Consider the following 20,899-nt stretch of genomic DNA (forward strand, 5'->3'; position numbering starts at 1 on the left):
GCCCCGTTTCTTTATAAAGCTTCTTGAAATTATCAAGATTGAGATTATCAACAACTGCATTGACTATGCGGACAGGGTCGTCCGCAGCTATGTTTTCATCAATTCTTTGTGGAAAAAGAACGGTTTGGTTGGGAATGTAAGGACGAAAATGTAACTTTGCCATAACGAAAAAAATGATGCCTAAAGTTACATAAACTTTGGGTAATAACAAAGCCTGGGCTTGGGAAAGTCCGGGCTTTGCGCATAAAAAAAGGTTGTGCCAGCATTTTGACACAACCTCCTCCGAACATTATATACACATTTTACTCTTTCCTATCAGATGCCGAGTGACTTGCGCACTGCCTCCACTTTCTTTTCAGCTTCGGCATCAGCACTGGCATAGCATTTCGGACAGCCCATCTCGCCCTTCACCTCGATATAGAACTTAATCTTCGGTTCCGTACCGGAAGGACGGACAGAAATCTTCGTGCCGTCTACAGTGAAATACTGAAGTACATTGGATGTCTCGGGCATATCCAGCTTGCTTACACCACCCTGAGCATCAGTAAGCTCCAGCGTCTTGTAATCCTTAATCAGGCTGACAGCCGAACCACCTATTTCCTTCGGAGGATTGGCACGGAAGTTATCCATCATCGCCTTGATTTCCTCGGCACCGCTCTTACCGGGTTTCACCACATTCACGGTGGTTTCCTTCGAGAATCCGTATTCTACATAGATTTCCATCAATACGTCATAGAGTGTCTTGCCCTGGTCTTTGGCCCAAGCACAGATTTCGGCCAGCAAAGAGCAGGCAGAAACCGCGTCTTTGTCACGGACAAAGTCTTCGGCCAGGAAGCCGTAGCTTTCTTCGCCACCACCGATGTACTGCTGCTTGCCTTCGCTCAGACGGATTTCGCGGGCAATCCACTTGAAGCCGGTGTAGCAGTCGCGCATTTCAATCTTGTTCTTGTCCGCCACAGCCTTGATGAGTTCAGTCGTCACAATGGTCTTCACGATGAAGTCGTTCGGCTGCATCTTGCCCATTGCAATACGGTTCTTGATGATGTAGTACAGGAAGATGAGACAAGTCTGGTTACCGTTGATAAGCACCCATTCGCCTTTGTCGTCCTTGCAGGCCATACCAACACGGTCGGCATCCGGGTCACTTGCCATCACGATGTCGGCGTCAATCTTCTTGGCCAGCGCAATGGCCATGGAAAGGGCTTCGGCATTTTCGGGGTTCGGAGAAACCACTGTCGGGAAATTGCCATCCTTCACCATCTGTTCGGGCACGCAGTTGATATTTTCAAATCCCCACTCCTTCAGTGAATCTGGAATGAGCACGCGGCCTGCGCCGTGAAGCGGAGTATACACAATGCTGAGGTCTTTCTGCCGACAGATGACTTCGGGGTCGATGGAAATGGAATGAACCATACTCAGATAAACATCGTCCACATCCTTACCAATCATCTGAATCAACTCCGGGTTACCGTTGAACTTGATGTCGTCCACAGTCACCTTGTTCACCTCGTCGATGATGGCTGTGTCGTGCGGAGCGAGCACCTGCGCACCGTCATCCCAATAAGCTTTGTAGCCGTTGTATTCTCTGGGATTGTGGCTGGCAGTGATGTTGATACCACTTTGGCATCCCAAATGACGAATGGCAAATGAAACTTCCGGCGTAGGACGAAGGGCATCGAAAAGATAAACCTTAATGCCGTTTGCCGAGAAAATGTCGGCAGAGATTCTGGCAAACTTGTCACTGTTGTTACGACAATCGTAGCCTACCACTACAGAGATTTCATCTCTATCTGCAAAGCATTTGTTCAGATAGTTGGACAAACCTTGAGTAGCTGCTCCTACGGTATAGATGTTCATGCGATTTGTACCCACACCCATGATGCCGCGCAGACCGCCCGTTCCAAACTCCAGGTCTTTATAAAAACTGTCTATCAATTCGGTTTTATCTGGATTTTCCAACATGCGTTTCACTTCCGCCTGAGTTTCGGCATCATACGCCGGGGTAAGCCATTTTTCGGCTTTCTCAGTCACCTGCTTAATCAGTTCCTGATTTTCCATAAGACTGTTATTATTTTAAGAGTTAATATAAACTTTTTTGTAAAACACAAATGTAGAAGAATAAGTTCAAATATCCTAATTTTATTCAGGCATTTTATATCTGTCTCCCGTCTGCTTGACATACTCTTCAAGGAACTCCTTCGGGTATCCCGGGCGGATTACGCCTGCCGGCTGGCCAATGGAATTACGTTCGAATTGACCGTTTTTCATACGTTTGACAACACCGTCATTATACTTTACGACAAGAAACTCGCCAAGACGTTTCCAAGTATCGAAGGTGCTTTGGGCAGTCATGTTCGTATAATTGGTAAGGAATGCCTTTGCTTTGGCTGGGTCTTTTTCCAGCAGTTTGGCAGCAGCAGCCTCAACGCCTTCCTGCGCTTCGTTGAAAGTTGTCTCCAACTCTGTCTGAGTGGCACGCACGTCGCCCATCATCAAGTCATAACGGGGATAAACTATATTGGCCACCCAGTTGAAAATCCAGAAAGCGGAGTTCCAGGAGAAAGTGATGTAATCGGCGCCGTCCACGCGGGTGTAGCACACAGGAACCTTGTCCGTACAGCAGTATACGGGCGTAAATACCGTCATGTTGGCATCATCCGTGCCGAACCACAGTACTCCACCGATAGGGTCGGGCAACTCGGAGCGCATCTGTGCCACGAATACGAAACCACTCTGCTGAGTGGAGATGGGACGCTCATTGAAGTATTCCTGGTCGCCCACCTTGAAAGAGAGTGGAGAAAGACGGTACGGGGTATGATACGGGCCTGCGCCGAAATCTTTGCTGATATCGAGAGGAGTACCTTCATAATGATCGCGCATGGCGTTCTTCACATCCTGCACGGAAACCTTGCGGTTGGGTTTCACAAACAAGGGCATCGGAGTGTTCGTCTCGCCTAATATATAAGGCAGGAACTCGTTACCGCGGTCGGTAAACATATTGAAATAGCTCCATACACGGGCCTCGCAATAGCGACGGGCACCAAAATCGAGCGGAGCGTAGGCATCGGCAAAACTGAAATCCTTATTCACACCATCAAAGTAACCCTTCTCACGTGCAAAGGAGATGACGTCGGCAGAGTACATGCAGTTTTCCTTGTCGTTCATGTTGAACTGATGAATACGGCTTTGGTTGGCATGAGCGGAGATACAATCGTCAGGCACACGGACAGCTACCCATACGGCACCACGCACACCGGGTCCTTTGCCAATCATCTCCATAATCCATATCTCGTTGGGGTCGGCAATGGTGAAGGATTCTCCACTACTGTAATAGCCATATTCCTGCACCAATTCCGTCATCACCTTGATAGCCTCGCGGGCGGTGCGTGAGCGTTGCAGACCAAGGTAAATCAAACTGCCGTAGTCGATGATGCCGGTGGTATCTACCAACTCGGGACGTCCGCCGAATGTCGTCTCACCGATAGTGAGCTGGAATTCGTTCATATTGCCGATGACGTTGTACGTCTGGCGGGCCTGTTCTATCTGCCCGAGGTATTTGCCGGTATCCCACTCGTGTATGTCAATCAGCGTGCCTTTTTTGTGCATGCCGGCCGGATAATGATATAACTCGCCGAACAAGCCATAGGAATCGGCAGAATAGGAAACAATGGTAGAACCGTCCGCGGAGGCGTTCTTGCCCACGATAAGATTGGTGCAGGCCAGCGCATTCGCCACGGCTGCCACAACAAACAAGACGGAAAGAGTCAGTCTTTTACTTTTCATACTTCTAATAAATTAAGGCCTCACTCCCGTCCCCTCTCCGAAAGAGAGGGGAGAAGAAAATGATAGCTTGTTACACATATTTTTATTACACTTATTTATTACACTATATATAGCAAAAGTAACTTCCGACCTCCCCTCCCTACGAAGGAGGGGTCGGGGGAGAGGCTTTACCATACAAAATCAAACTGTTCGGTGGTACAGTTGCCACAGCCATCCGTCACCGTCATCTCCACCACATGCTTGCCGCCTTTCTCCACATGTTTCGGGTCGAGCTCGCACACCAGGTTACCACTGATGGAGTTGGGCTTTCCAAACAAGGCATATTTTCCGTCAATCGTACCCCGATAAGTGTTGATGCCGGTTTCCTTGTCCTTGGCCTTGAAGATGATTTTTCCCGTACGTCCCCATTGGGCTTGGTTCACGGGAGTTATCACCGGTGGAACCGTATCCACTGCCACGGTATAAGTCCCCAAATCCCGTATACGCACTTTCATGACACCATCCTCATACTTACCGCCGATACGGTATTTTCCACCGCGCGCCGTCACGCCCGCCACATAATATTTGGTCATATCCTCTACCGGACGTCGGCGCAAGCCGATACGTAAATCACAGGCACCGTGCATAGGAATACGGGTATCGTTCAATTGATAGGTGAAAGCTATGTCACCGCTATCAGCCCGCACAGAATAGTTCAACAGGACGTTATCGTAGAGCATTCCTTTCGGAATGACCAATTCTAACCCCGGTTCCTGCAGATAGTTCACCTTGTCCCATTTGAGTGCGTATTTCTCACGATGTTCCACCGGAGCAATTGTCGTCTTCTGCCCCTGCACCGTGAAGCGAACCTTGGAGGTATTTCCCAGCGCATCGCTCAGCGTATAGACAAACCGATAAGGGCGTTCTTCGTTGATTTCCACCAGTCCGCGATTGCCGTTGGATGCCTGCAGCATGCGCAGGCGGTTGCCCGGCTCTATAAAAGACTTCATATACTGACCTTGCGTCCACGAATTGATATATCGGTTTTCCTCGTATGCAAAGCGGTCTACCGTACTGCGGAAGACTTCCTCGCCGTCCACTTCGAGAATCACCGTCTTCACGCCATATTTATTCTGCACTCCGTCCATATAATCGTAGGCACGGATACCTGCACCAATCAGTCCCCAGGCGGTAATGGGTTTCGTTGGATGTGCCGGAAAAGCCCGTCGCGTCTGCTTGCCCTCCACCACTCCTTTTCCCGGCTGGGGAAACAGCATGATACCTTCGGCACGCGGAGCAGTCTTGTCCTTCACCTTGTCCATGAAGAAAGGCAGCGGGTCTATATATTCGTCCGTAGCCGTCTCTATCATATCCAGATGCAGGTGCGGACCGAAAGAGTATCCGGTGTTTCCGCTTAAAGCTATTATCTGACCGGCCTTCACGGGATATTCGCCCAAGATATGCACCCCGAGATTATTACTGCCTCTATCTCTATCGTCTCCCTCATCTGACACGGGAGCAGGCTCGGGAATTATCTCTACTTCCCAGCTTTCCTTTTCGTACTGAAGAGCCTTCACTCGCTTTGCCACTTCACCCACAAAGGCGCTAAGATGACGGTAGATGGCGGTATAGCCGTTATCATACATCACATCGAGCACATAGCCTGAGCCGTGGGTGACGCGGATACGCGAAATATATCCGTCTGCCAAGGCGCGTACCGCCTTGCCTATGGTGCCGCCGGTCTTGAAATCCAGTCCGCCATGAAAATGGTTGGCACGTATCTCGCCGAAGTTACCGGAAAAAATGATGGGAAAATCAAAAGGCGGGATGAAGGAGGGCTTGTCTGTATCGGTTTCTTGGGCATAACCGCTTTGCACACTACCAATAAAGAACAAAAGAAAGAAAAATATAGGATATTTCATATTTTGTAGGGTCAATATTATTTTAAATGCATGCAAATATAAAAAGAATAGTTCTCTCTACCTACAGAAAGCTACAATTATCATTGATTAAAACATACATAAAAATCCTGTTGAAGAACATAGATGCACCGATAACACCCAAGCCGGGAAATCGCTATATTGCGCCATGTTTAACCCCCAATTAAAACTTTAAGGTTATGATTATCGGAGTACCCAAAGAAATCAAGAACAACGAGAACCGTGTGGGCATGACCCCTGCCGGAGTAGCCGAGTTGGTGAAAAAAGGTCATACGGTGTATGTGCAGGCCACGGCAGGCGCAAACAGCGGTTTCTCCGACGATGACTACATCGCCGTAGGTGCAAAGACTTTACCGACCATTGAAGACACGTATGCCGTAGCCGACATGATTGTCAAGGTAAAGGAACCTATTGCACCGGAGTACAAACTGATTAAAAAGGGACAAGTGGTATTTACCTATTTCCACTTTGCCGCCGATAAATTACTGACCGAAGCCATGATTGAAAGCGGTGCTGTCTGCATCGCCTACGAAACCGTGGAAAAGGAAGACCACTCACTTCCGCTACTTACTCCCATGAGCGAGGTGGCAGGACGTATGGCTACGCAAGTAGGAGCCCGCTTCCTTGAAAAGCCACAAGGCGGCAAGGGAAAACTGATGGGCGGCGTGACGGGTGTACGCCCCGCGCGCGTACTTATCCTTGGAGGTGGTATCGTGGGCACCAATGCCGCACAGATAGCTGCCGGAATGGGCGCCGAAGTGCTGATTACAGACATCAATCTCCCCCGTCTGCGCTACCAGAGCGAAGTGATGCCGAAAAACGTAAAGACACTCTATTCTTCCACTCATAACATCATAATGGAATTACCGAACATCGACTTGGTAATCGGTTCCGTACTCATTCCCGGTGACAAGACCCCACATCTCATCACCCGGGAAATGCTGAAGATGATGAAACCCGGCACCGTACTCGTGGACGTAGCTATCGACCAGGGTGGTTGTTTTGAAACCTCCCACCCTACCACGCACAGCGACCCTACCTACATTGTGGACGGAATTGTGCACTACGCCGTTGCCAATATCCCCGGCGCCGTTCCCTTCACCTCAACCATGGCGCTGACAAATGCCACCCTGCCCTACACCGTTGCTCTGGCATGCAAAGGCTGGCGACAAGCCTGCAAGGACGACCCGGCCCTGGCGTTGGGATTGAACATAGTGGAAGGCAAGGTAACATACAAAGCCGTAGCCGACGTCTTCGGGTTGAAATATGAACCGGAAAAATAGGAAAAAGAGAACTTTGACACATTTTCTTCTTTCTCCCGCCACATAGCGAGCAGTGTAATGCAAAGATTGAAAATGAACGGAGATTTCTTGGAACTAGTGTGGAACAAGGTCTGAAAGAAGTCTGTAATGAATAGAGACATGAGCTTCTCTTTTTAGTTATGAGTTATAGGTTATGAGTTATTTGCTGGCAGGCACTGTAATCAGCAAACAACTTATAACTTATAACTCTATAATGGATTTCTTTATTAGAAAAATTTAAAAACAACGACCGTCTGCGCGTCTCCTAAATACCGGACTTATAATATCAATGATTCTCTATACCGAGTCAAAAATACGAAAAGACTTATGTATAATTATCTTGTCACCGTTTTTTCAGAACGCTTCCCGCATCCTCTCCCACGCCTTTCTGCTCTCCTCTACCAACTCTTGCACGACCGACGCCACAGATTGCACTCCCTTTCCATGCAGCAAAGCGGATACCTGCCCTATTTCCAGTTCCCCTTCTTCCAGGTCACCTTCAAAAATACCACGTTTGGCACGGCCACGCCCTAAAAAGCTACGAAGTTCTTCCTCTGAAGCTCCCACAGCTTCAGCAGCCTCTACGGCACTGCGGAAGTTATTGCGCGCCAGACGTACCGGAGCTAATTTCCTCAAAAGCAGACGAGTATCCCCTTCTTCCAAATGCAAGCAGTAATCCTTGAACACCTCGCTTGCAGAACTCTCTGCTGTCAAGGCAAAGCGTGTACCAATCTGTACAGCTTCTGCCCCCAACACCTGGGCGGCCAGCATGGCCTCGCCCGTCGCAATGCCGCCGGCGGCAATCAGAGGAAGTGTAGTAACTGCACGTACAGCAGGTATCAGGCACAGAGTGGTAGTCTCCTCCCTCCCATTATGCCCACCGGCTTCGAAGCCCTCGGCAACTATTGCATCGACGCCCGCCTCTTCAGCCTTCACGGCAAAACGCGAGGACGAAACAACATGCACCACCGTGATGCCACGCTCGTGCAACCACCCGGTCCATTTCTTAGGGCTGCCGGCAGATGTAAATACAATCTTCACTCCCTCGTCGACCACAATCTGCATTATCTCTTCTATTTGAGGATACATCAAAGGAATATTCACACCAAAAGCGTGATGCGTAGCCTCACGGCATTTCCTGATATGCTCCCGCAACGTTTCGGGGTGCATCGAACCTGCACCGAGCAAGCCCAACCCTCCCGCATTGCTTACAGCAGCAGCAAGTCTCCAGCCGCTACACCACACCATGCCACCTTGAATTATCGGATATCTTATTCCGAATAGAGAAGTCAATCTGTTCATTCTTACTTTTCTTAAAAGTTACTGATGAAAACAAGAAGAGGAGAAAGAAAGTTCAAAATCTGACAAAAGTAATAAATTACTGTTTTCCCGAAACTGTTATCGAGTCACCATACGCCTTCAATACTTCCAGCGTACGGGCACGGCGCTTCCGGCCTTTGAAATTCCAAAACTCACGGGTAAAAGGCACCATCAGGTCTAGCCCGGATATTCCTACACCACCGATACGCTGCCAACCGCCCACAGCCATATTATTGGCACGCTCCGTCACCCGGTAACGCAGACCGGTTGCCTCAATCTGCTCCACCGTCTCACGCAGACCGGCATCAAACGGATGTTTAGCCCAATTCGTGGGAATCGTCAGAATCTTAAGCGCATAGAATTCGTCTCCCCGCCACGTATCTTTGTCTACCTTTATTTTTTTCTGATAAATAGGATCCCAATTATATTTGGTATTGGCCGTATAGGGACGCAGGGTAAGTACCACTTTCTTCTCGGGCGCTTTCGGCATGACGGGCAATGAATTATCAAAATCCATCCACGACTTGTCCATCACCGCTTTCGGACTGCCCAGGGAATTATTCATTTCCAATTCTTGCAATGCCTCCGGATTCAGTTTTATCTCCCCCTCGCCCTTCAGCAACCGGTTCAGCCTCAACGAGTCCTGAGAGGTCCAGTTTTGGGCATAGCAAGGGAAGGCTACTGCACAGAGCAGCCCCCAAACAAGTATAAACTTTCTCATAAAATCACCACCACATATATCCGCTACCACAAAGCGGTTCGTCATAACAGGGGTCAATCGTCCACATAGTCCGTGGATACTTACGGGTTTCCCACCAGCGGCGGTAGCGCGAAGCGGCATCCAGCACCTCTTCGTCCGAAAGGAAATAGATACCTTCATAATTCTCCGCATCCGTATGTACCATCTTGCATCCCATCGAAGCATTATTCCCGAGGCGGATAGTCTCTACCGTCCACAAGATGCATTCGCCCAGACGCAGCTTGCCGCCTGCCGAATAGGACACCGGAGCCAGAGGAAAAGCGGGAATGGCCGTCAAGTCCTCGGCATACTTCAGCAATTCCTCTATATCTTCGGAAGTGAACTTGGGCATGTTACTCAACCCATCCGGACTCTGAGTAGAATATTTACCAGCCTTCAACTGCTTGACAAACAAGCCTACATCCGGATGGTTGTAGTCCAACGTTTCTTTGCTGCAAGAGCCCAAAGAGAGAACAGAAAGAGTAAAGAATACAAGCAGCATAGTCTGCCCGAATATATGTAATTTATTGCATAGAGTCTTCATATTTGCATGATATTTAAGATTAATAAGTCATGCGCAGGCCGCACAACAGATTCAGATTGGTGGGCCGTTCCGTACGCAAGGTTCTCGTCTGTGAATCCGTATCAAAATGACGAGAAACGGACGGCTCTGCAAACAAGGCAAAACGGTCGTTCATTTTATAGCGTACCCCTACTCCGGCAGCAACCGACAACTGTACCGGCTCTGCGCCGAAACCATTGTCCGGAGCACCTGCAATGCATTTCTCGGCTACTCCACCTACCATAGCATAGAAATCCACTTTCGGCGTACTGGCCAGCATCATGTTCAACCTTACCGGAACTCCCAGCGTATGCAACGTACGGTCACCATCCAAGCAATTATACTGAAGACCGGCTTCCAAGGAGAAATGCTTGTTCAAACGACGTTCCACACTTACCCCGGCCGTGAACGGCATATGGAAATTCCCTTTCGGCAGGGAAGTGCCGATGCCTGCTTTCAATGCCCAATTACGGGGCTTAGATGGCGATACAGCCACAGACTTTGCCGGTTCTTCCTCAGAAGATGGCAGCATTCTATCTATATCAGCATCCTTATGGCCAGGATTTGAATGGTAGTTCCCGTTTCCGGCCGGAGTTCCGTTACTGTAATAACCGTTTCCCGGCTGCTGCCGGTTTCCGTACACCCGTTGGGTAATCCGGATGGAAACATGGACAGACATGGATTCATCCTCATCGGCCTGCGCCGTCAATCCTGCCGGAATGCCGTTGGCGGGATGCTGTGTACCGGGCTTTTGTGCCACGGGGTTCGCCTGACGGATAGAGGGAAAACTTTCCTGCACCACATCCCCGTTCAAGTTGCCTTCCGGCGTCATGGCCGCCACTTGTGTAAAGGCCTCCTTGATTTCCTCTTTCGGAGAGAAATACCAGAAAGCGGCAGAAGCAGCTCCCAGTACAAATACAACAGAGGCGGCTGCGGCTACGCGGTGAAACCTCGGAGAAAGAAAAAGCGGCCTCCTGCCTTTTGCGGCAACCGGTGACGGCAAGTCACGTTGCAACCCTTCCCAGAAGTCCTCCCGCACTGTCATCTCTGCGCCGGCAAGACGACTGCGGAACAAACCGGTTATTTCATCATTTTCTCTCATATTCAGTATATTCTTTAATTCTTTTTATCAACAAACACTTAGCACGATGCAACTGCGAGGTAGACGAATGCTCTTTGATGTGGAGGATTTCGGCTATTTCCTTGTGCGATTTCTCCTCAAAGACGTATAAGTTGAATACAGTACGGCATCCATCGGGAAGTTCCGCCACGAACGCCATCAGCATTTCTTCGGAAATACGGCCTCCGGTTTCGGCAATGCTCGCTTCATCCGAAATGTCGGGCAACTGTTCCTCATTCACCACCAGTTGGCTGAAACGTTGCTGTTTCCGCAGGTAGTCTATCGCCTGCGTCACCATTACCCTTGTCACCCAGGTACTCAATGCACATTCGCCACGGAAGGTGAAGTGGGTGAAAATTTTGATGAAGCCATCGTGCAATACGTCATGGGCCGCATCGACATCGCCCGTATAGCGGTAACATACCGCCAGCATCTGCTTGGAGTAGAGGGTGTATAATTCCTTTCGGGCGGAATCCTTTCCTGCCCGGCAGCCCTCAATCAGTTCTATCTCATTTTCCAATGTCAGTGCTCGTTTTACGGACGCCTCTTCGCGTCGTTTGTTAGTTAGACGCAGCATTTTTGAAAATGCTGCTGAATTAAATATAAAAAGATGTTAAAGAACGGAGATTACTTATATTTGGCTTTCAATACTTGAATCTGCTTGGCCAGCCTTTCATCCAATTCATCAAATTCATGCCAATACAGAAAACCGGGAACCATGTTGACGTAATTGATAAATTTCTTATACTACACAAGAAACAAGGCCTGGTCCCGAAGACTGTCGTCACCATCAAAAACATGCGCCAACTCCCTGGACATGGCAGCACTCATAAGAGCATCTGTTTTCGTTGCATAGTAATCACCGACATCCCTCTGTTTCCTGCCCAACTCAAAATAAGTCTGCAATACATCCTGCAACATACGTTTGTCCGGTATATACTGCATCAATGAAGAACCTTTCAGCACATCCAGCGCATCTGTCCTATAAGAGAATTCATCCATATTATTGAAAAGCTTGCCATACTTCCACAGAGTATCTGTCGGTATCTTGGATACATCCATATCATGTTCCTTCAACAGCAGACTCATGTGTATGTCAATATCCAACAAGTGCTTTATATTACGGAGCTCCTGCTTATTATATTCCAACTCTTCCGTTATCAGCTGCATCGTAGCACGCACTTCCTTTTGGCGGGCGTTCTCGGTAATCCGGTCGTTTCCCCAGAAAGTGACAATGATGCCCGCAGCCACAATACTGAGCTGACGGAAATAATCACCTATGCGCCAGCTTTTTATCTTATGGTTCAACCTGTTAAAGCTTGTCTTTCCCATATCTTTTTATTCTAAATGATACTTTTTCTCAAGCGCTTGTATTGCCTCGTCTATACGTTTTCCCACACGTTCTACATAGTCCGGCGTAAAATAGTTCCGCGCTACCCTGACAAAGTTCCGTACCGACCTGTCCGACAAGTAAATATCCCACGCCTCATATCCTCCACGATTTATCTGGTCCGTCTGTTCGTCAGTCAATGCCAAATGGAAAGGAACCATAACTTCGTCCTTCATATCGTAATAGCCATTCATAGTCGCCCTAAATCCATCCAATACCTCATAGATTCCGGTCAACTGCAACAGTAGCTCTTTATCTGAAATCTTCTGCATCAACATGGAGTTTTTAAGTATATCCAATGCATTCTGACTATAATAAAAACTGCGGATATGCCCCATAAGAAAGCGGAACTGTATCAATGAATCTTCCGGTATCGTCCGATGCTTTAAGTCATGCTCCACCAATAAGCTGGAAAGACGTTCATCCTCTCTAAACTCTGAAACGATACTCTTATAATTTTCCCGGTTACTTTTCAGTTCATCCCTAATCAGCGACATGGTGGCTTGAATATCTTTCTTCTCGGAGTTTTGAGAAACCAACTCACTACCGGCAAAGGTAATCAGTACACCAATCACCACAATGGAAGTCTGCCGGATGTAGTCTCCCACTTGCCAATTTTTGACAGTTGTTTTTACTTTATTCCATGTTATGTTTTTCATATCTTCCTACGCTATTATCCATTACTCTGAAACACATCATCCGTTATAGCCAAACGCATCATCTATCCGTCCCCAACAGACCATCTGTTTCACCCCAATACACCATCTGTTTTTTCAGGAGTCATTACTCTGCTGGTTATCAAGAGAAAGCCTCTCATAAGTCTGCCGTAATGCAGCATTCTTTATGAGAGGCTTTCCTTATTATTCTGCAATAATGCTTTCCGCCTTTGTCAACATGCTTTAAAGCTCATGTCCAATCCTTTCACGGAGTGAGTCAAAGCTCCTACTGAAATAAAGTCCACACCGCATTCAGCATAGTCGCGGAGCGTATCAAACGTGATGCCGCCGGAAGATTCCGTTTCATAGCGGCCACCTACCATCTCCACCGCTTTCTTTGTCATTGCCGGCGTAAAGTTGTCGAACATGATACGGTCTACGCCGCCTAGGTCGAGCACTTGCTGCAATTCGTCGAAGTTGCGCACTTCTATTTCTATCTTGAGGTCTTTACCTCTTTCCTTGCAATATTCCTTCGCACGGTTGATGGCCTTGTCGATTCCTCCGGCAAAGTCCACATGGTTGTCTTTCAGCAAAATCATATCGAACAAGCCGATACGGTGGTTTACACCGCCACCGATTTTTACCGCCATTTTCTCGAGGATACGCATGCCCGGAGTGGTCTTACGGGTATCGAGCACACGGGTATTCGTACCTTTCAGTTGCTCGGCATACTTGTGTGTCATGGTGGCAATGCCACTCATGCGCTGCATGATGTTCAGCATCAGACGCTCCGTTTGCAGCAACGACTGTATCTTGCCTTCCACAATCATGGCCACGTCACCCGGCTTTACGGCTGTACCGTCATTAATAAACACTTCCACCTTCATGGTAGGGTCGAAACGACGGAACACCTCCTTGGCTATCTCGATACCGGCCAGTATGCCCGGTTCTTTTATCAGCAGTTTGGACTTGCCCATTGCCGTAGCAGGAATGCACGAAAGGGTTGTATGGTCTCCATCGCCTATATCTTCGGCGAAAGCCAGGTCTATCAGCCTGTCAATCAATTCTTCTTCCTTATTCATCTGTTTTATCTATCCTTATTTGATGTATGACATATTTGTTCTGTACTTTTCTGAAGAAACAATTCACCCGAAAGTTTCCATTTGCGGTCATCAAGGTACCGATGACGAAACCTGACTCATCACGTTTCCCCTGATGGTTCACATTAAAACCGCCGACCTTGTGGTTGGAGAAGAAAGCAGCCATTGTGCCCTCTGCCGTCCGCTTGTCGGCGTGGGTCGACTTATTCTGAATGATTAAATCGACCTTTTCACCCAGATACTTGTTGAGCTCCTGAGAGTTTCCTTCCTTGAAGGCTCCAATCACTCCCTCGGGAACGTTCTGGGCCAGCAGCACAGACGTCCAAATGAAGAGACCGGTCAACAAAAAGATTACCCGTTTTTTCATTTTCACAAGTATTTATGATAGGCAAAGGTAAGCATTTGTCTCAAAATACAATAAAAAAATACTAAATTTGTGCGCTAATCAAAACAGAACCAGCATGAAAACAACTCTGCTCGTCGTAGGACGAACTGTAGAACAACACTTTATCACAGCCATCAACGACTATGTGCAACGCACCAGGCGCTATCTCTCATTCGAGATGGAGGTCATCCCCGAACTGAAAAACACCAAGAGCCTCTCTATGGAAGTACAGAAGGAAAAGGAAGGGGAACTGATACTGAAAGCTCTCCAGCCGGGAGATGTGGTCGTACTGTTGGACGAAGGTGGAAAAGAAATGCGCTCCATAGAGTTTGCAGACTATATGAAGCGCAAGATGAATATCGTGAACAAACGGCTGGTATTCATTATCGGAGGCCCTTACGGATTCTCCCAAAAAGTGTACGAGGCGGCACACGAGAAAATGTCCCTCTCACGCATGACCTTTTCCCATCAGATGGTACGCCTCATCTTTGTGGAACAACTCTACCGGGCGATGAACATACTGAACGGGGGGCCGTATCACCATGAATAATGAATTTCAGCTTCTCGACACCTGGAATCCCTTATCCGAGAGTGACATTTCTACGAACCTGGCTCTCGGATTCGGTACATTCAGCGTCAAGGTCTCACGGATGCGCAGGGCTGCCTGCGGATCCTTAGCCACCATATACAGATAACCTCCCCCACCGGCTCCCGGCAGTTTATATCCTAAGGTATAGTCTTTTATCTGACGGATAATGTCCTCTATGGCAGGAGGATTTGTTCCACTGTCCAGTGCCTTCTTCTGCATCCATGTCTTGCCTACCAGTGTTCCGAAACCCTTGAAGTCATTCCGTTGAACGGCTTCGGCCATACCCAAGGCATGTGCTTTCATCTCTTCCAGTAATCCCAGGTGCAGGGAGGAGTTGAGGAACATAGAACGCACTATTTCTGCAAGAATGCCCTTGGCTGTGCGTGTGATGCCCGTGTAATACAGCAGATGACAATCGCGGTATTCCGGATGGGCAAACAAATGCTCGGGCAGCCAGCGCACCAATGGTTGCTGAGCAAATCCAGCCTCCGTCTGCAACAGTTTGATGCCTTGCAACACTCCACCATATTGGTCTTGCCAACCGCCGCCGGTCGTCAGCAACTGTTCCAAGGCAAGCGTGCGGCGGCATATTTCGTTCTTATCCCACATCAGTCCGCAAAAGTCACTCAATGAGCCCAAGACAGTAGAAGCCAAAATGGAACTTGTGCCCAGACCGGAACCTGCAGGTATGGCGGAAAGCAATGTAATCTCTATACCTGTGCCAAAGGCTTCCAGTTGTTTTTCCAGCGATGGATAAACCGTTTCCGAAAAAGCCGGAACAAACCCGGCCAACGCCAATGCTGCTTTGGGAATGGAAAAGGGGGAACCTATCGTGCAATAGGATTGCAATTCCTCAAAAGTATTCACCACCTCCATGGCTCCCATATCAATGGAGCGCAACACGATGCGATGCTCCGCGCAAGGTTTGATGTACACTTGTAAAGGCGGCTGCCCGTTCAGTTCAATGGCAATATTCACCACATTCCCACCGGCAAACAAGGAGTAAGGCGGAGTGTCTGTCCATCCTCCCGCCATATCTATGCGTACGGGGCTACGCCCCCATACTATCTGGTCACTATACACATTCAGGCGGGGACTGCTCTTGCGTTCATACAAATCAGTCAGCAGTCCTTCGCGCAACAAGCCGAATGCGGCCTGCTCGTCTGCCTTGAAGTCCCTTCCGTCCAGCTTCTCAATCTGTGCGCGCAACATCCGGTTATGGATACGCTGCATCAGCGGAGCGTCTGTCGGTAATACTTCCGGCTTGTCGATGCCGAATTTATGGAATTCACCGGCCACATCCATCAAGTCGAGTTGATAGAATACACTCTTTGCATGGTTGCGTGCCAGCACTTCCCAGTTTCCTTTGCAGAAACTCTCCCGCTGTGCATACAGCAGACGCAAGTCGGCTTGTGCTGAAATTTCGTCGGCAGACAACCGATGACTCTCCAGCCAGACAGCCTTTCCTTCCGTCAAGCCCGGTTCGGAAACCATCCATCGAAGTACCGTCCCCATCCGCTCTTTATCTTTCACAACCGGAAAGATGGCAGCAGCCTGCAGGTCATCTTTTCTGCCGGTGATGTCTTCCGACACCAATCCCCGTTCGGCCAGCCATTCCGAAAACGACATCCCAAGGAACAGTGTCTTTTCATCCCGAATATCCCCCTTAAAAGTATCGTCAAAACCATAGGGGCGTACTGCCCAGCGATGGTCGGCAAGCGGAACTATATCAATACATATACCGTCCGGAATGGTCAGCATCCAGTCATTCTTGGGAACACCCGTGATAATCTGCCGTGCCCCCAGCCGCCAAGAAGCTCCAACAAAGCTGTTTTCAATCCAAAGGCTGTCGTTCTTCGAAGCAAGGGGGACATGCACTTCCGCATTCTGTACAAAGATGGCCGGATTGGGCTTCAACTTCCGGTGCATAATCCGGCGCTGGTCGTAGACCTTATTCTGTAAGGTAACGGTTGAAGACAACAGTTCGCGGCTTGTTCCATAATGGTAGAATTCGCCTCCAGGCAAAGGTAATATGGCGACAGAGAGGCTGTTCAGTTCTTCGTCCTCAATACGGGGATGATTTCCTAAAGACAAGCCGAAGTCAGCATACAAGTCGTAGTATTTCAAGTCGGAATATGGCGCATCCGCGTCCAAAGCCCCATCTGCCTTCTGCGAACGTTTCATCAGCAGGTCAACGGCCCGGTCGCTCAATAACCAGATGCCGATATCCATTAAAAAGAGATGTGTTTTGGATAGGTTTTCCAATTCTTCCAGAGAGGGTTTCTGAAGCATGAAGTCCAAGGATTCCGGCCGATTCCGGTCTGAGACAAACACACCATGATGTGTGGCAAGCAACGGGTCTACCCACAGTCCATAGCACACCACATCTGCATCGGGAATCTCTTGAAGCGGCTTTTCCGCACGGATATACACATCACCGCTGGCAATCAGCGTATGCAGCCTTTCGGGAGCCTGCTCCATAATCTTTTCGTAAAGCGGGAGTTGAAGGGATAATAAATTCTGTCCCAGTTTTTGTCCACGCGCCCAGCGAAACACCGGAATTGGGGTCAATATCTTGCCCGACGGTGCATATCCCGGTAAACGACGGCTTTGTCCTCCGGCATGCAGCAGAATACGCTTCTCTGCTGGAAGGCTTTTCTCTGTTGGAATGCACTTTTCTGTTGGAATACGTTCCTCCGCCAAATACTTCCTATCCCGTTCCTTCTGCCATTCTCTCAAGAGCCAGGTAGTTCCCCCACCCGAGCCAAGTTTCATTTCCACCGGGTCGGAAGTACAAAACCATTCCGTACGGTCTACATTTTCCAGTTCATAGAATGCCGACACCAGATTAGGCGGCAAAGACAATAATTTCTGCATATCGATTGCTGTATTGCTTACTATTTAAGAGCAAAGTAAAACAATATTGAGCAATTGACATAGGAAGTTTCAATTTATTTCTTTGGTATCAAGCTTGTGTTCCTTTACGAAAATACGACTGAGTATAAATAGCGTGCAATACACGATATTTATAACATGTCATACAAGAAATTAACAACGTGTCATACAAGAAACAAATATCGTGTCCGCAGGATATTAACTTCCTGCAAACACGATATTAATCCGCTTTTACACAAAACTATACGAGGCTGACCACCTGCTGCAACAACCCCGACAATTCGAAAGTAGCATTCTTAATATCCGAAATCCGGTTCTTGCCTTCTGTCGTAAGAGAAAAACGCATCTGGCGCTTATCCTCCTTACCTATCAGACGGGTAATGAGCTTCTTTCCCTCGACAGAGCGAATGACCTTTGAAGTGTTGGAGGCAGACAAACCCAGCGCCTCGGCTATCTCACTGGAGGTCAGCTTAGGAGTATTGAGCAACGTGCACAACAGCATTCCTTCATTCAGCGATAAATCGTACATCTGCGCAAACTGCACCTCGAACTCGGAAATAGCCCGATAAACATCACGGATTTTACATAAAGTCTCCATATCTCGTCCTCCTATATAAATAAGTTCACATTTGACTTGTCCGCACGTTCCATATAGGTAGCCACGCCACCGATAGTTACTTCATCCAGAAGTTCTTTTTGTTGGATGCCCATCATATCCATAGACATCTGGCAAGCGATGAATTCCACTCCCTGCGCCAATGCCTGCGAGCGCAACGACTCCAAAGAATCCACTCCCTTGCGCTTCATCAGGAAGCGCATCATGCGGCTGCCCATGCCAAACATATTCATCTGCGACAACTTCAGTTTCAAAGAGCTGGACGGCAGCATCATGCCGAACATCTTGCCGAAGAAGTCTTTCTGCACACTGGGTTTCTGCACTTTCTTCAAGACGTTCAGCCCCCAGAAGGTGAAGAAAATGGTTACTTTCTGTCCCGTTGCCGCTGCTCCGTTTGCCAGTACGAAGGTTGCCAGCGCTTTGTCCAGGTCGTCACTGAACAAAATCAGCGTCTTTCCCCTACCCCCAGCTACGGGAGTGTTGGAAACGGATGCGCAAGCCGGAGCGCCTTTCTCGATGACTACCGTATAGCGTCCCTTCTCGTCATACGTCTCTATCAATTTATTTCCCGTCGTATCGCACCATGCAGAAGCGTCGCGGGCAAAACCGGCATCGGTAGCCACAATCTCCACACGCTTACCCGCAGCAATGCTGTCCATCGCCTTCTTCACCTGCATGATGGGGCCCGGACATTGCAAGCCGCAAGCGTTTATCTTCAACGGTTCCTTTTTGGAGGTAGATGCCGCTGCAGGAGCACCGTCGTCAGCAGAGGCGACCGAAGAAGCAGAAGAAGAGCCACCGCCCGCCGGAACAGATGGAGACGGCAGAGGCGCTGTTGCCGTAGAATAAGTCTTATAACCACCTATCAGATTGCACACATTGCGATAACCGCGTCCCATCAGGATGCGCAGGGACAGATAACCGCGCAGACCCACAGCGCAGAAAAGGACTACCGGCTTGTCTGTAGGTATCTCTGCCAAATGCCCGCGTATTTCGTCCAATGGAATATTGACAGCCCCCGGAATGGTGCCGAAAGAGAACTCCTCGGGCGTACGGGTGTCTATCAGCATCACTTTATCCTTCTCTTCCACCAACTCGCGCCAAGAGATGACGGGCATGGCACCGCTGATAATGTTCGATGCTGCATATCCGCCAATGGCGATGGGATCTTTGGCCGAGGAGAAAGGAGGTGCATACGTGTGCTCCGTCTCCATCAAATCGTAGACTGTGCCACCCCGCTTGATGAGTCCGGCTATCTGGTCGATTCGCTTGTCCACTCCCTCGTAACCGATACATTGCGCACCATAGAGTTTACCGGTTTTGGGATGAAAAGTCAGTTTCAAAGTCAAAGGCAGGGCATCCGGATAGTAACCGGCGTGAGACGCCGAGTGAGTTACCGAACTTTGGTATTCCATTCCCCACTGCTTCAAGCGTTTGGCTGCAAGACCCGTAGAGGCTACCGTCATGTCGAATACTTTGGCAATGGAGGTGCCGATAGCTCCTTCGTAAGAGACGGTATTGCCGAACACCATATTATCAGCAACGATACGTCCCTGGCGGTTGGCAGGATTTGCCAGGTAATTGAGCCAGGGCTTTCCGGTCAGCGGATGGGGGTATTCGATGGCATCGCCCACGGCATAGATATCTTTTTCGGAAGTCTCCAAGTGTTCGTCTACCCAGATACCGCCCATTTCGCCCAGCTTCAAGCCGGCTTGTTGCGCCAATACAGTGGCAGGACGCACACCGATGGAGAGCAGCACCATATCGGCAAGAATGGTCTTTCCGCTTTTCAGGAATACAGTGATTCCATTGTCCGTACGCTTGAAATGGGTTACGCCTTCTTCCAGATAGAGGGAGACGCCTTTCTGCAACAGATGTTGATGGATGGGTGCCGCCATGGAGAAATCAATAGGCGCCATCACCTGATTACCCATTTCAACTACAGACACATGAACACCGGCGTGATGCAGATTCTCTGCCATCTCTAATCCAATGAAACCGGCACCTACAACCACGGCGCGCTTCACCTGCTTGTCCGAGATATAAGCCTTGATATGGTCGGTATCTTCTACATTGCGCAATGTGAAGATGCCTTCGGAATCGATTCCTTCCAAAGGAGGCTTCACAGGGTTGGCACCGGGAGAAAGCAAAAGTTTGTCATAGCTTTCGTCGTACTCCTTGCCTTCAGCATTGCGTATGGTAATGGTCTTGTTTTGGGGACGAATGGCAATTACTTCATTCTGCACGCGCACATCAATGCGGAAACGCTTGCCGAAAGATTCGGGCGTCTGCACCAGCAACTTCTCACGCTCTGCTATCACTCCGCCTATATAATAAGGTAAACCACAATTAGCATACGAGATATAAGGGCCTTTCTCCAATAAAAGGATATCAGCCATTTCGTCCACTCTTCTCAGTCGGGCGGCTGCCGTGGCTCCACCTGCTACACCGCCAATGATTACGTATTTCATATTCTTTGTTTTTAAGTTTGACGATGCAAAGAAAGGAATTATTTTCGACAAAA

At 48.8% G+C, this 20,899-nt stretch carries 16 protein-coding genes and 2 pseudogenes; 2 read left to right on the top strand and 16 right to left on the bottom strand.

The window, feature by feature from the left end:
• From HU824_RS15545 to HU824_RS15560, 4 genes and pseudogenes are all read right to left on the bottom strand, one after another.
• Positions 1–163: pseudogene (locus HU824_RS15545) on the bottom strand (IS5/IS1182 family transposase); the annotation flags it as partial.
• A gap of 152 nt (positions 164–315) precedes the next feature.
• A complete protein-coding gene (locus HU824_RS15550) occupies positions 316–2,058 on the bottom strand; it encodes a phospho-sugar mutase (RefSeq protein WP_136010663.1) in 1,743 nt (580 codons plus the stop codon).
• An 81-nt stretch (positions 2,059–2,139) separates the two neighbouring features.
• On the bottom strand, positions 2,140–3,783 hold the full coding sequence (locus HU824_RS15555) for a C69 family dipeptidase (RefSeq protein WP_176469312.1): 1,644 nt from the start codon (positions 3,781–3,783) through the stop codon (positions 2,140–2,142).
• 167 nt (positions 3,784–3,950) lie between these two features.
• Positions 3,951–5,684, bottom strand: a complete 1,734-nt coding sequence (locus tag HU824_RS15560) for a M23 family metallopeptidase (RefSeq protein WP_255260537.1) — start codon at positions 5,682–5,684, stop codon at positions 3,951–3,953.
• A gap of 197 nt (positions 5,685–5,881) precedes the next feature.
• Here HU824_RS15560 and ald point away from each other — a divergent pair, with 197 nt between their 5' ends.
• On the top strand, positions 5,882–6,985 hold the full coding sequence (gene ald, locus HU824_RS15565) for an alanine dehydrogenase (RefSeq protein WP_176469314.1): 1,104 nt from the start codon (positions 5,882–5,884) through the stop codon (positions 6,983–6,985).
• A gap of 372 nt (positions 6,986–7,357) precedes the next feature.
• Here ald and HU824_RS15570 read toward each other — a convergent pair whose 3' ends face one another.
• The 9 genes and pseudogenes from HU824_RS15570 to HU824_RS15610 all read right to left on the bottom strand — a co-directional run bounded on the left by HU824_RS15570 (position 7,358) and on the right by HU824_RS15610 (position 14,257).
• Positions 7,358–8,305 carry a nitronate monooxygenase family protein gene (locus tag HU824_RS15570; RefSeq protein ID WP_176469315.1) on the bottom strand — a complete coding sequence of 316 codons (948 nt, stop codon included), beginning with the start codon at positions 8,303–8,305 and terminating at the stop codon, positions 7,358–7,360.
• Positions 8,306–8,381: 76 nt separating this feature from the next.
• On the bottom strand, positions 8,382–9,044 hold the full coding sequence (locus HU824_RS15575; protein ID WP_176469316.1) for a DUF4858 domain-containing protein: 663 nt from the start codon (positions 9,042–9,044) through the stop codon (positions 8,382–8,384).
• A gap of 4 nt (positions 9,045–9,048) precedes the next feature.
• The gene (locus tag HU824_RS15580; protein WP_136010658.1) at positions 9,049–9,606 is read right to left on the bottom strand and encodes a DUF4943 family protein; all 558 of its coding nucleotides are present in this window, start codon (positions 9,604–9,606) and stop codon (positions 9,049–9,051) included.
• Positions 9,607–9,625: 19 nt separating this feature from the next.
• Positions 9,626–10,726, bottom strand: coding sequence for an outer membrane beta-barrel protein (locus HU824_RS15585; protein WP_176469317.1), 1,101 nt, complete (start codon positions 10,724–10,726; stop codon positions 9,626–9,628).
• Positions 10,713–11,321, bottom strand: coding sequence for an RNA polymerase sigma factor (locus tag HU824_RS15590; RefSeq protein ID WP_176469318.1), 609 nt, complete (start codon positions 11,319–11,321; stop codon positions 10,713–10,715). Before HU824_RS15590 ends, HU824_RS15585 begins: the two co-directional genes overlap by 14 nt.
• Positions 11,322–11,371: 50 nt before the next feature.
• A pseudogene (locus tag HU824_RS15595) lies at positions 11,372–12,076 on the bottom strand (hypothetical protein).
• A 6-nt stretch (positions 12,077–12,082) separates the two neighbouring features.
• A complete protein-coding gene (locus tag HU824_RS15600; RefSeq protein WP_176469319.1) occupies positions 12,083–12,793 on the bottom strand; it encodes a hypothetical protein in 711 nt (236 codons plus the stop codon).
• Between the two features lie 230 nt (positions 12,794–13,023).
• Complete coding sequence (nadC, locus tag HU824_RS15605; RefSeq protein WP_176469320.1) at positions 13,024–13,872, bottom strand: carboxylating nicotinate-nucleotide diphosphorylase; 849 nt, start codon at positions 13,870–13,872, stop codon at positions 13,024–13,026.
• Positions 13,865–14,257 (bottom strand): DUF4783 domain-containing protein, encoded by a 393-nt coding sequence (locus tag HU824_RS15610; protein WP_136010654.1) that lies wholly within the window; start codon positions 14,255–14,257, stop codon positions 13,865–13,867. Before HU824_RS15610 ends, nadC begins: the two co-directional genes overlap by 8 nt.
• A 94-nt stretch (positions 14,258–14,351) precedes the next feature.
• Here HU824_RS15610 and rlmH point away from each other — a divergent pair, with 94 nt between their 5' ends.
• A complete protein-coding gene (gene rlmH, locus HU824_RS15615; protein WP_176469321.1) occupies positions 14,352–14,825 on the top strand; it encodes a 23S rRNA (pseudouridine(1915)-N(3))-methyltransferase RlmH in 474 nt (157 codons plus the stop codon).
• 6 nt (positions 14,826–14,831) lie between these two features.
• Here rlmH and HU824_RS15620 read toward each other — a convergent pair whose 3' ends face one another.
• The 3 genes from HU824_RS15620 to HU824_RS15630 form a co-directional block, all read right to left on the bottom strand.
• Positions 14,832–17,747: a bifunctional fucokinase/fucose-1-phosphate guanylyltransferase gene (locus HU824_RS15620; protein ID WP_369692705.1), complete on the bottom strand. Its 2,916-nt coding sequence runs from the start codon at positions 17,745–17,747 to the stop codon at positions 14,832–14,834.
• Between the two features lie 253 nt (positions 17,748–18,000).
• Positions 18,001–18,357, bottom strand: coding sequence for a MarR family transcriptional regulator (locus HU824_RS15625; protein ID WP_176469323.1), 357 nt, complete (start codon positions 18,355–18,357; stop codon positions 18,001–18,003).
• Between the two features lie 11 nt (positions 18,358–18,368).
• A complete protein-coding gene (locus HU824_RS15630; protein ID WP_176469324.1) occupies positions 18,369–20,846 on the bottom strand; it encodes an FAD-dependent oxidoreductase in 2,478 nt (825 codons plus the stop codon).
• Between the last annotated feature and the right edge of the window lie 53 nt (positions 20,847–20,899).

This window comes from Bacteroides sp. L10-4 (assembly GCF_013373675.1).
Classification (GTDB): Bacteria; Bacteroidota; Bacteroidia; order Bacteroidales; family Bacteroidaceae; genus Bacteroides; species Bacteroides muris.

Bases quoted from the DNA above. Each gene is read 5' to 3' on its own strand.
- ald (WP_176469314.1), top strand. From the start codon at position 5,882: ATGATTATCGGAGTACCCAAAGAAATCAAGAACAACGAGAACCGTGTG.
- HU824_RS15550 (WP_136010663.1), bottom strand. From the start codon at position 2,058: ATGGAAAATCAGGAACTGATTAAGCAGGTGACTGAGAAAGCCGAAAAA.
- HU824_RS15570 (WP_176469315.1), bottom strand. From the start codon at position 8,305: ATGAACAGATTGACTTCTCTATTCGGAATAAGATATCCGATAATTCAA.
- HU824_RS15575 (WP_176469316.1), bottom strand. From the start codon at position 9,044: ATGAGAAAGTTTATACTTGTTTGGGGGCTGCTCTGTGCAGTAGCCTTC.
- HU824_RS15590 (WP_176469318.1), bottom strand. From the start codon at position 11,321: ATGCTGCGTCTAACTAACAAACGACGCGAAGAGGCGTCCGTAAAACGA.
- HU824_RS15610 (WP_136010654.1), bottom strand. From the start codon at position 14,257: ATGAAAAAACGGGTAATCTTTTTGTTGACCGGTCTCTTCATTTGGACG.
- HU824_RS15630 (WP_176469324.1), bottom strand. From the start codon at position 20,846: ATGAAATACGTAATCATTGGCGGTGTAGCAGGTGGAGCCACGGCAGCC.
- rlmH (WP_176469321.1), top strand. From the start codon at position 14,352: ATGAAAACAACTCTGCTCGTCGTAGGACGAACTGTAGAACAACACTTT.
- nadC (WP_176469320.1), bottom strand. From the start codon at position 13,872: ATGAATAAGGAAGAAGAATTGATTGACAGGCTGATAGACCTGGCTTTC.
- HU824_RS15580 (WP_136010658.1), bottom strand. From the start codon at position 9,606: ATGAAGACTCTATGCAATAAATTACATATATTCGGGCAGACTATGCTG.
- HU824_RS15560 (WP_255260537.1), bottom strand. From the start codon at position 5,684: ATGAAATATCCTATATTTTTCTTTCTTTTGTTCTTTATTGGTAGTGTG.
- HU824_RS15555 (WP_176469312.1), bottom strand. From the start codon at position 3,783: ATGAAAAGTAAAAGACTGACTCTTTCCGTCTTGTTTGTTGTGGCAGCC.
- HU824_RS15625 (WP_176469323.1), bottom strand. From the start codon at position 18,357: ATGGAGACTTTATGTAAAATCCGTGATGTTTATCGGGCTATTTCCGAG.
- HU824_RS15585 (WP_176469317.1), bottom strand. From the start codon at position 10,726: ATGAGAGAAAATGATGAAATAACCGGTTTGTTCCGCAGTCGTCTTGCC.
- HU824_RS15600 (WP_176469319.1), bottom strand. From the start codon at position 12,793: ATGAAAAACATAACATGGAATAAAGTAAAAACAACTGTCAAAAATTGG.